The organism is Mesorhizobium sp. WSM4846, from assembly GCF_055811415.1.
In genome coordinates this window covers 1-9,984 of the sequence record NZ_JBVVPZ010000081.1, presented here as the reverse complement: position 1 = coordinate 9,984, position 9,984 = coordinate 1, and the positions used below count along the sequence as shown (strand labels likewise).

Here is a 9,984-nt window from a genome sequence, read left to right as displayed (position 1 = left end):
CGGTCCTCCCGGCGAAGGAGAAAACTGTCACCCATGCAATCAGTCCATTCTGTTACCTATCTATCCGGTTCGGACATGCCGGGCATTTCTCCCCGTTAACGGGGGAGAAGAAGCTGGCCGCAACCTTGGCACCCATTCTGCAACGCTGGAGATTGGCGAAATCCCTTGCGAAGGCGTCTTTCTCCCCGTCACTATACGGGGAGAAATGCCCGGCAGGGCAATGAGGGGCGGCGCAACACTGAAGGATTGCCCTGCAAGCGATCCTTGTGGACTTACCGCGACAGGAAAGCTGCCACCGGCAGGGTGCGCAGCACCGTGCGGGTGACGCCGCCGAACAGCAGCTGGCGCAGCCAGGAATGGCTGTAGGCGCCGAGCACGAGCAGGTCGGCGCCAGTTTCGGCAACCCTGGTCTGGATCACCTCGTCGACCGAGTGGCCGGCCGATTGCAGCACCGAGACGCTGACCGTGGCGCCATGCCTGGACAGGGCGGCGGCGATTTCGGCGCCGGCCGCCTCCGGGGCCTCGTCGAGCGTATCCGGCGGGTCTATGACGACAATATCGGTTCTTTCGGCCTCGATGATGAAGGGCAGGGCGTCGAAGGCGGCGCGCGCCGCCTCCTTGCTGCCGTTCCAGGCGAGCAGCACATGCTTGAAGCTGGTGATGAGCGGGCCTGAGTGCGGCACGACCAGCACCGGCCGGCCGGCGTCATAGACCAGCGTGTCGACGTCGGCGCTCGGATCGCCGCCCGTCTCGCGCTGCGCGGCGATGATCAGGTCCGCGGTGCGCACGGTTGGGATGCCGGTCAGCGCGCTGTCTCCGGAAAAGCTCTCAAGGCTGCGCCACTCGAAGGACAGGCCGGACTCCTCGACATGCCGGAGGAAAACCGCCCGCAATTTTTCAGCACGCTCCTTGTTCATGTCGGCCGAGACCTGCAGGAACTCGGTGTCGGGAAAGCCGGTGGCCGAGGTGTAGGGGACGGGAAGCGCTTCGGCATGAATGCCGATTAGATGGCTCTCGAACTTGTCGGCAAGCGGAATGGCGCATTCGAGCACGCGCTCCGCGTCCTGTTCGTTCTGCAGTATGGCGACGATGGTCTTGAATCGCATGGTAACCCCTCAATTCACGGGCGATCGAAACTCGCCCGCATGAAACGTCACTGCACTATGCTTGGTTCCGGCTAACCCGGATACGGGCTAATGCATGTCGCCCAAAAGCATACTTTGGGCACGAGGGTGCGCAGCGGATTTGGGATCGCGCCGTGCATACAGACAAGAAAGTTGAAGCGCGTCGCATGGATCGTCTCAGACGCGACGCGCTTTAGATCAGCTGGCCGCGCTGGTGAGGCCTGCGACCATCGCTTCGACATCGGCGCGGGCGGCGTCCAGCCCTTGCTGGCTGCGGGCACGGACGACCAGTTCGGTCCAGAACTTGCCGTCGTCATATTTCGGGTAGGAGCCGATGATCGTGTCCGGATGCGCCTTCTGGATGTCGCCCAGCGGTCCGCCGACCAGGCCTTCGCCGAACGGACAGTGCACCGTGGCCGACAGCATTTTGGTGCCGGCCTTCAGCGTCGGCACCACATTGTCGAGCATCGCCTGAAATATCGCCGGCACGCCGGCCATGACATGGACATTGCCGATGCGAAAGCCCGGCGCGATCGACACCGGATTGTCGATATGGTCGGCACCGCGCGGCATCCGCGCCATGCGCTTGCGCGCCTCGGTGTATTCGATGCCGCGCGCCGCGTAGCTCGCATCCAGCATGGCATAGGCCTTGGCGTCGTAGTCGCAGGGCACGCCGAAGGCCTTGGCAATGGCATCCGCAGTGATGTCGTCATGCGTCGGACCGATGCCGCCGGTGGTGAAGACATAGGTGTAGCGGGCACGCAGGGCGTTCACTGCGGCGACGATCTCGTCTTCCTCGTCGGCAACGATGCGCACCTCCTTCAGGTCGATGCCGATCGCCGTCATGATATCGGCGAGGTGGCCGATATTCTTGTCCTTGGTGCGGCCGGACAGAATCTCGTCGCCGATGACGAGCATGGCGGCGGTGACGATTTCGGGCATTGGCAGGCTCCGGCATAAGGTCAGTTGAGGCAGACAAGGTCGCCCGAGGCAGACAAGGTCGCCTGGGCAGACAGGGTCGCCTGAGATAACGCGGCGGATGGTTGGCGGCAATGCGCCTCTTCTTCCTTCTCCCTTGTGGGAGAAGGTGGATTGGCGCGCAGCGCCAAGACGGTTGAGGGGTCTTGGACGGAGTGCTGTTGGTGCCAAGCTGGAACACCCCTCATCCGACCTCGCTTCGCGAGGCCACCTTCTCCCACAAGGGGGAGAAGGGAGAAGGTGCCCCGCAGGGCGCTATTCCTTCACCGCTCCGGTCATCGAGGAAACGTAGTGCTCGACGAAGAACGAATAGAGCACCACCACCGGCAGCGAGCCGATCAGGGCTCCGGCCATCAGCGCTCCCCATTCATAGACGTCGGAGCGGACAAGCTCCGTCAGCACCCCGACCGGCACAGTCTTGTTTTCCGACGACTGAATGAACGTCAACGCATAGATGAATTCGTTCCATGACAGGGTGAATGCGAAGATGCCGGCCGAAATCAGGCCGGGCACCGACAGCGGCAGCACGATCTTCATGAGGATCTGCCAGCGGCTCGCCCCGTCGATAAGCGCGCATTCTTCCAGTTCGAACGGGATCGAGCGGAAGTAACCCATCAGCAGCCAGGTGCAGAAAGGGATCAGGAAGGTCGGGTAGGTCAGGATGAGCGCGAACGGGGTGTCGAAAAGCCCAAGGTTGAACACCATCACCGACAGCGGGATGAACAGGATCGAGGGCGGCACGAGATAGGCGAGGAAGATCGCGAGCCCGACGTGCCGCGCTCCCGAAAACCGCAGCCGTTCGATCGCATAGGCCGCGAACACCGCAGCCAGCAGCGACAGGAACGTGGCGGCGGTGGAGATGATGATCGTGTTGAGCAGCCAGCCCGGATAGGACGTGTCGAACAAGAGATAGCGGATGTGCTCGAATGTTGGATGCACGACCCAGAACGGATTGAAATTGGCGTAGTCGGTCATCTCGTGATTGGGCTTGATCGCCGTGATCGTCATCCAGTAGAACGGGAACAACAGCACGATGACGAACACCAGCAACGGCAGATAGACCGTCACCACGCGCCGCGGCAGGCTCTGAAGATAGCCCATGCCGCCTTCGTCGAGTTCCTGCCGTTTCATTTTCTTGATCGCGGTCTCAGCCATGTCAGTCTCCTCCGCCCTGCTGCCATTTGCGGCGTTGCAGGCCGAAATAGCTGAACAGGATCGCCGCAAGCAGGAACGGGATCATGGCGACCGCGATGGCGGCGCCCTCGCCAAGCTGGCCTCCCGAAATGCCGCGCTGAAACGACAATGTCGCCATCAGATGGGTGGCATTGACCGGTCCGCCGCGGGTCAGCACATAGATCAGCTGGAAGTCGGTGAAGGTGAACAGCACCGAAAACGTCATGGTGATGGCAATGATCGGCGTCAGCAGCGGCAGCGTCACAAAACGGAACAATTGCCAGCGACTGGCGCCGTCGAGCGTGGCGGCCTCGTAAAGCGACTGCGGTATCGTCTGCAAGCCGGCAAGCAGCGTGATGGCGACGAACGGAATGCCGCGCCAGACATTGGCGGCGATGACCGAAGCGCGCGCGTTCTCCGGATCGCCGAGGAAATTGATGCGATGGTCGATCAGGCCCATTTCCATAAGTGCCCAGGACAGGATGGAGAACTGCGAATCGTAGATCCACCAGAAGGCGATGGCCGACAGCACCGTCGGCACCACAAACGGCAGCAGGATGATCGCGCGGAAGAACGATTTGATGGGAAGGTTCTGATTGAGAATGAGCGCCAGCCAGAGGCCGAGCGCGAACTTCAGGATCGAGGCGCTTATCGTGTAGAGCAAGGTGTTGAAGACGGAGAGCCAGAAGACGGCGTCATCCGACAGATATTGGTAGTTTTCGATGCCTATGAAGATACCGGGGCGACCGATGCGGGTATCCGTGAAGCCGAGCCAGACCCCGAGCCCGAGCGGATAGGTGAGGAAGACCAGCAGCAGCGCTGCCGCCGGCAGCATGAAGCCGAAGCTAAGCGCGTTCCGGCTGTCGGCCAGGAGCGACAGGCTCCGCGACAGGATCGACGGACGCGGCTGAACGGCAGCGGACGACACGGCCATGGGACGGCTCCTCATAGGGTCTAGTGGCATGGTGGCCTGAGTGGCGGCCACGCGATTTCAGAAACCAGACCGGGCAGCGCGGTCGCGGCTGCCCGGCTGCGCTGCGATCAAACGCGATAGTAGCGGTTGGCGCGTTTCTCCGCCTCTTCCATCGCCTCCTGCGGCGTCGCCTGGCCGGTCACCGCCTTGGCGAACATGTCGACCAGGACATAGTCGGCCATGGTCGCCGCCGAGGCGTAGCCGAGCGGCCCGGCATAACCGTTGGGTCGCAGCGTCGCCGAGGCTTTGGCGTAAGCTGCGTTGTTCGGGTCGGCCGTCCACACAGGATTGTTCTCGAAGGCTTTGAGTGTCTGGCAGCAATAGCCGGCGGAGGAGGTGATCCACTCTGCCATTTGCTGTTCCTCGAACATGAACTGCAGATAGGCCTTGGCCGCGTTGGGGTAGGGCGTGTAGTCGAAGATCACGGCCGTGGTCACCTGGAACAGCTCGACCGATTTTCCGACAGGACCGATCGGCAGGCTTGTCGTGCGCATGTCCTTGGCGATTTCAGCCAGTTTCGGATCATTGTCCTTGTTGGTCTTGGCCGTGTTATACACGGAAATGCCGTTGGCGATGACGCCCAGTTCGCCGGCCAGGAAGGCGCGGTTGTTGTTCACGTCGAGCCAGCTTTCGGTGCCGGGGATGAAGGTCTTGTAGAGTTCCTGGGCGTATTCGATCGCCTTGAGCGTCTCGGGGCTGTTGATCGTCACCTTTCCGCTCTCGTCGACCATCTGGCCGCCATGGCTCCAAAGCAGCCAGTGAGCATAGTTGTTGCCGTCGCCGACGCCATGGCCGTGCGTGAAGCCGGCCGGATGGCCCTTCGCCTGCAAGGCCTTGCAAAGCTCGAGGAAGCCCGCCGTGTCCTTCGGAAACTCCGAGAAGCCGGCCTCCTTCACCCAGCTTTCCCGATAGACGATGGCATTGCCGATGGTGGCCAGGGGCAGGCCGAGGAATTTTCCCTCCCGCGTCGCATATTGCTTTGGTCCGTCGTGCCAGCCGCCATATTTCGTGCCGAGATACTCACCCAGTTCCGACACGTCGTGCAGCTTGTCGGGGTACTGGTGCGGGTCGTCGAACCAGACCAGCATCAGATCTGGACCGGAGCCGACATTGGCGGCAACCGCCGCCTTGGGGCGAATGTCCTCCCAGCTTTCCTTGTCGACGCGGACCTCGACGCCTGTCGCCTCGGTGAACCGCTTGGTGTTGGCCAGCCATTGGTCTTCATCGCCCTGAACGAACGGCGACCAGCGCAGCATGCGCAGCTTTGCGCCGTCTTCGGGCTTGTACGTCAACCCCTCCTGGGCAAAGGCGGAAGAGCCGACGAAGCGGCTTCCCAAGGCTCCCGCCGCCACGCCGGCGGTCGTGCGGATCACGTCACGTCTGGTGAATTTCATGCTCGTTTCCTCCTGTTTATTGTCCTTGCCTTATGGATCCTACTGCCGGGCGCGCAGTTCGAAGCGCTGCCCGGTTTCGCCATGAAAGAGATGGATGAGGCCCGGCTCGGCCGTGAGCCGTACGGTCTCGCCCGGCGTGAAGGAATGGCGCTCGCGGAAATTGGCGACGATCTCGTCACCGCCGGCCGTCCGGCCGATGAGCTGCACTTCCGACCCGGTCGGCTCGACCACCACGACGATGACTGGAATGCCGTCGTCTTGGGATAGCCGCAGATGCTCGGGGCGTATCCCCAGCACCACCTGCTCGCCGCTGCCGGTCGACGGCACTGCGGCCAGCGGCAGGGAAATCCCGCCGGAGCCGCGAAAAGACGGTGAGCCGCCATCCGTCGCGATTTCGCCCCGCAGCATGTTCATGGCGGGCGAGCCGATAAAGCTGGCGACAAAAAGGTTGTTGGGCCGGTCGTAGAGCTCCAATGGCGGCCCGATCTGCTCGACGATGCCGTCATGCATGACGACGATCTTGTCGGCCATGGTCATCGCCTCGATCTGGTCGTGGGTGACATAGACCGTCGTGGTTTTCAAGCGCTGGTGCAGTTCCTTGATCTCGGCGCGCATCTGCACCCTGAGCTTGGCGTCGAGATTGGACAGCGGCTCGTCGAACAGGAAGACCGCCGGATCGCGCACGATCGCCCGGCCCATGGCGACGCGCTGGCGCTGGCCGCCGGAAAGCTGCCGGGGATAGCGCTCCAGCAATGGCACCAGCCCCAGGATTTCGGCGGCGCGCTTGACGCTGGCAGCGCTTTCGGCTTTCGCAGCACCCTTGAGCATCAGCGAGAACGCCATGTTCTCGGCCACGGTCATGTGCGGGTAGAGCGCGTAGTTCTGGAACACCATGGCGACGTCGCGTTCTTTTGGCGCAACGTTGTTGACGACGCGCTCGCCAATCGCGATCTGACCGCGCGAAATCTTTTCCAGGCCGGCGATCATCCTGAGAAGGGTCGATTTTCCGCAGCCCGACGGCCCGACCAGCGTGACGAACTCGCCGTCCTCTATATCGACGCTGACACCGTGCAGAATCTCGACGGTTCCGAATGATTTGTAGACATCGCCAATCGCGACAGACGCCATCGATTTCCTCCCGAATGCTTCCTGCGACGTCTTCGAAGGAAACCGCTTTCCTGACTGGCCGCGGCAGTTCCCAAAGCTCCTCCCTGGTCACGCGCGATGATGAAACGGTAGCGCTACCAGACTGCCCTGTAAAGCGGCTGCGTGGCAAGCGCCCTTCTTCGTCGCGCCTGATCGTGAGCGTTCCCAGCGGGACTGTAATTCGCCATGTCCGGGATCATAGCAAGAGCATGACTTGTCAAGCCCCAGCTCTTGAAACCGAGGTGCGAGAACGACACCAGCCTAATCGGAAACTTCGGTTTGCGGCCGGTCCCGGCCGTCGGCGAGCTCGTCGTGCCATTTGCCCTCGGCGTCCTCGTACTGGATGCCGTCGGTGGTGCCGGCGACCTGCTGTTCGGCCGAAGCGATCTCGGCGGCGCGTAGCGCGTCCTCGTGAGTAGGAAACGTCTCCGAAAATGTCTCGCCGACCTTATAGGCCCAGCCCCCGTCATGCTCGACGATCTTGTAGGTCAGCTTGGCCATGAAATCCTCCAGTGGAAAAAGCTCGGGTTGCTCAATGCGGTTTGCGGTCGGGCAGTTTGCCTTCGGGCAATCTCTCTTCGGGAACCAGCACGTCCGATTCCATGGCGGCCTCTACCAATGCCCGGCGCGCATCCGCTGTCGAACGATAACCTTCAAGCACTTTTAGGCAAGTGTCGAGAGCATCGCGATGCCGAGGGCCACGATTGAGCGGCCAGACGGTCATCAGGCACTCCGCAGCTTCCTGGGTGCTGCGGATCTCACGGTATTTGCCGACACGGCCAAGTTCGACCACGACCGGCTTTTCAAAAGGCTTGCTGTCCATCATCGCCGCCAACGCGGAGCCGCTGATTTGGTTGCACGCCCCTCGGCGTGCGCAAATGTCTCGGGGTAACGGTCGTTGCGGCGGCGGCCTTGCAATCGGGCCGGTCAGCCGGCCGCCTTCATCCAGTGCTGCATCGTCGTCACCGAGCGGGCAAGCTGCGGCGCCGGCTGGATTTTTTCGCCGAAGGTGGCCGCGGCGCGCCACGCCCACCGCGGATCGGCGAGGAAGGCGCGGGCCAGGGCCACCATGTCGGCACGGCCCTCGGCGACGATCGCCTCGGCCTGCTTCGGATCGTCGATCAGGCCGACGGCCCTTGTCGGGATTCCGGCGCCGTTGCGAACGGCCTCCGCCAGGTGCACTTGGTAGCCGCGACCTGCCGGCAGCTTCTGCAGGGGCGAATTGCCGCCGCTCGAGCAGCAGAGATAGGCGACGCCCGTTGCCTTCAGCGCCTTGGCCACTTCGATTGCGTCGTCGACGTCGAAGCCGCCATCGACCCATTCCTTGACCGACAGACGCGCCCCGAGCATCAGCCCGGGCACTGCCCTTCTCACTGCCTTGGCGATCTCGACGACAAAACGCATGCGGTTTTCCAGCGAGCCGCCCCAGCGGTCGGTGCGCTGGTTGGAAAGCGGCGACAGGAACTGGAAGATCAGATAGCCGTGCGCGGCGTGCAATTCGATGAAATCGAAGCCGGCACGTTCGGCCCGCCTTGCCGCCTCGGCGAAGCGTTCGATGATCTGCAGGATCTCCTCATCCTCCAGCGCCCTCGGCACCTGCCAGCCCGTGTCGTAGGCGATTGCCGAGGCCGACACGATCGGCCAAGGGTCCTGATCGGCGTTCAGCGGCCCGCCGCCTTCCCAAGGTTTCTGGTTGGAGGCCTTGCGGCCGGCATGGGCAAGCTGCGTGCCGAATTTGGTGCCGGGAGCAGCGACGCGCTTGGCCGCATCCAGCGCGCGCCGGGCGGCCGCCTCGTTGTCGTCGGAATAAAGGCCGAGGCAGCCATGCGAGATGCGGCCGCGCCGCTCGACGTCGGTCATCTCGACGGTGACCATGCCGGCGCCGGACATCGCCAGGTTCATCCAGTGGTACAGGTGCCAGTCGCTGGCCGAGCCGTCTTCGGCGGAATACTGGCACATCGGGGCCACCGCAATGCGGTTGGGAAAGGTCAGGCCGTCAAGCGTGATCGGCTGGAAAAGGGAAGGGGTCATCAGGAAACTCCGGGGAGGGGCTGTCGCTATTTAGGCAATGGATTGCGCCCGCGCCATACACGAGGCGGTGAAGCGCGCCTCTGCTGGATGAAGCCGCGATCCTTCGCTGTAGCGATTGCCCTGAATTGCTGTCGGGATTGCGCGAAGGCCCGATCACCGCTACGCCTCGCCGGCAACACGGAGTTCACCATGGAAGACCGCATTCGCATCCGTTCGGAGGAAGTCCTTTCCGACGACTGGGCAGTCCTGAAAAAGACCGTCCTCGATTATCGCCGCCGCGACGGGCAGTGGGAGACGCAGATCCGCCAGACCTACGATCGCGGCGACGGCGCGGTGATCCTGCCTTACGACCCGGAGCGCTCGACGGTTCTGCTGGTGCGGCAGTTCCGCTACGCGGCCTACGCCACCGGCCACCGCGAGCCGCTGATCGAGGCCTGCGCCGGCCTGCTCGATGAACACGATCCCGAAACCTGCATCCGCAAGGAGGCGGAAGAGGAACTCGGCTATAGGCTGAAGGACGTCGAACGGCTGTTTTCGCCCTTCATGAGCCCCGGCAGCGTGACCGAACGGCTCTGGTTTTTCGTCGCCCGCTATTCGCCGACCGACCGCATCTCCGACGGCGGCGGCGCGCCGGACGAAGGCGAAGACATCGAGGTCCTGGAAATGCCGCTCGACGAGGCGCTGGCCGGCATCCACGACGGCCGCATCATCGACGCCAAGACCATCATCCTGATCCAGCAACTGAAGCTGAACCCGATCCGGGTGTGATCCAAGCCGGAACCTGCATGCACCAGCGCTGTGGCGTCGGTTGCTGGTGCGGACGACGGGAATCGAACCCGTACGATCAGAGATCGAGGGATTTTAAGTCCGAGGTGAGGTGGTGCGAGCGACGGGGATCGAACCCGTAAGCCATTGTAGTGGCGGCAGATTTTAAGTCTGCTGAGTTTACCAGTTTCTCCACGCTCGCTGGCACAGTTGGCCCTGTTTGGCACAGCCGTGTCACTGTGTCACGAAGGTTTCTCAGCAGGATTGGCACGGGCAAACTTGGTGCGCTGCTGCGGTGCAGAACCTTTTGATGGCGGAGCGAGGCGCCCCCCTCTGTCCTGCCGGACATCTCCCCCACGAGGGGGGAGATCGGCCTTCATCACTGATTTCGCCAACACCA

Annotated in this window: 10 protein-coding genes and 1 tRNA gene; 1 reads left to right on the top strand and 10 read right to left on the bottom strand. The window is 62.8% G+C overall.

From position 1 onward, the window contains the following. Positions 1-272 precede the first annotated feature (272 nt). The 9 genes from AC0L15_RS32850 to AC0L15_RS32810 all read right to left on the bottom strand — a co-directional run bounded on the left by AC0L15_RS32850 (position 273) and on the right by AC0L15_RS32810 (position 8,819). Complete coding sequence (locus tag AC0L15_RS32850) at positions 273-1,106, bottom strand: universal stress protein (protein ID WP_287248160.1); 834 nt, start codon at positions 1,104-1,106, stop codon at positions 273-275. Between the two features lie 216 nt (positions 1,107-1,322). Continuing rightward, positions 1,323-2,066: a competence/damage-inducible protein A gene (locus AC0L15_RS32845; RefSeq protein ID WP_287248159.1), complete on the bottom strand. Its 744-nt coding sequence runs from the start codon at positions 2,064-2,066 to the stop codon at positions 1,323-1,325. A gap of 291 nt (positions 2,067-2,357) precedes the next feature. After that, complete coding sequence (locus AC0L15_RS32840) at positions 2,358-3,257, bottom strand: carbohydrate ABC transporter permease (RefSeq protein WP_287248158.1); 900 nt, start codon at positions 3,255-3,257, stop codon at positions 2,358-2,360. A 1-nt stretch (position 3,258) separates the two neighbouring features. After that, the gene (locus AC0L15_RS32835; protein ID WP_287062084.1) at positions 3,259-4,110 is read right to left on the bottom strand and encodes a carbohydrate ABC transporter permease; all 852 of its coding nucleotides are present in this window, start codon (positions 4,108-4,110) and stop codon (positions 3,259-3,261) included. 206 nt (positions 4,111-4,316) lie between these two features. Further along, positions 4,317-5,642 carry an ABC transporter substrate-binding protein gene (locus tag AC0L15_RS32830; protein ID WP_128246597.1) on the bottom strand — a complete coding sequence of 442 codons (1,326 nt, stop codon included), beginning with the start codon at positions 5,640-5,642 and terminating at the stop codon, positions 4,317-4,319. A 39-nt stretch (positions 5,643-5,681) separates the two neighbouring features. Beyond that, positions 5,682-6,770: an ABC transporter ATP-binding protein gene (locus AC0L15_RS32825; RefSeq protein ID WP_287248157.1), complete on the bottom strand. Its 1,089-nt coding sequence runs from the start codon at positions 6,768-6,770 to the stop codon at positions 5,682-5,684. A gap of 279 nt (positions 6,771-7,049) precedes the next feature. Continuing rightward, the gene (locus tag AC0L15_RS32820; protein WP_023798198.1) at positions 7,050-7,289 is read right to left on the bottom strand and encodes a DUF2188 domain-containing protein; all 240 of its coding nucleotides are present in this window, start codon (positions 7,287-7,289) and stop codon (positions 7,050-7,052) included. A gap of 31 nt (positions 7,290-7,320) precedes the next feature. Continuing rightward, complete coding sequence (locus AC0L15_RS32815; protein WP_287248156.1) at positions 7,321-7,614, bottom strand: DUF982 domain-containing protein; 294 nt, start codon at positions 7,612-7,614, stop codon at positions 7,321-7,323. 101 nt (positions 7,615-7,715) lie between these two features. Next, positions 7,716-8,819 carry an NADH:flavin oxidoreductase/NADH oxidase gene (locus AC0L15_RS32810; RefSeq protein ID WP_287248154.1) on the bottom strand — a complete coding sequence of 368 codons (1,104 nt, stop codon included), beginning with the start codon at positions 8,817-8,819 and terminating at the stop codon, positions 7,716-7,718. Between the two features lie 189 nt (positions 8,820-9,008). Here AC0L15_RS32810 and AC0L15_RS32805 point away from each other — a divergent pair, with 189 nt between their 5' ends. Then, a complete protein-coding gene (locus AC0L15_RS32805; RefSeq protein WP_128168500.1) occupies positions 9,009-9,587 on the top strand; it encodes an NUDIX domain-containing protein in 579 nt (192 codons plus the stop codon). 110 nt (positions 9,588-9,697) lie between these two features. Here AC0L15_RS32805 and AC0L15_RS32800 read toward each other — a convergent pair. Beyond that, positions 9,698-9,786 (bottom strand) — tRNA-Leu (locus AC0L15_RS32800). Between the last annotated feature and the right edge of the window lie 198 nt (positions 9,787-9,984).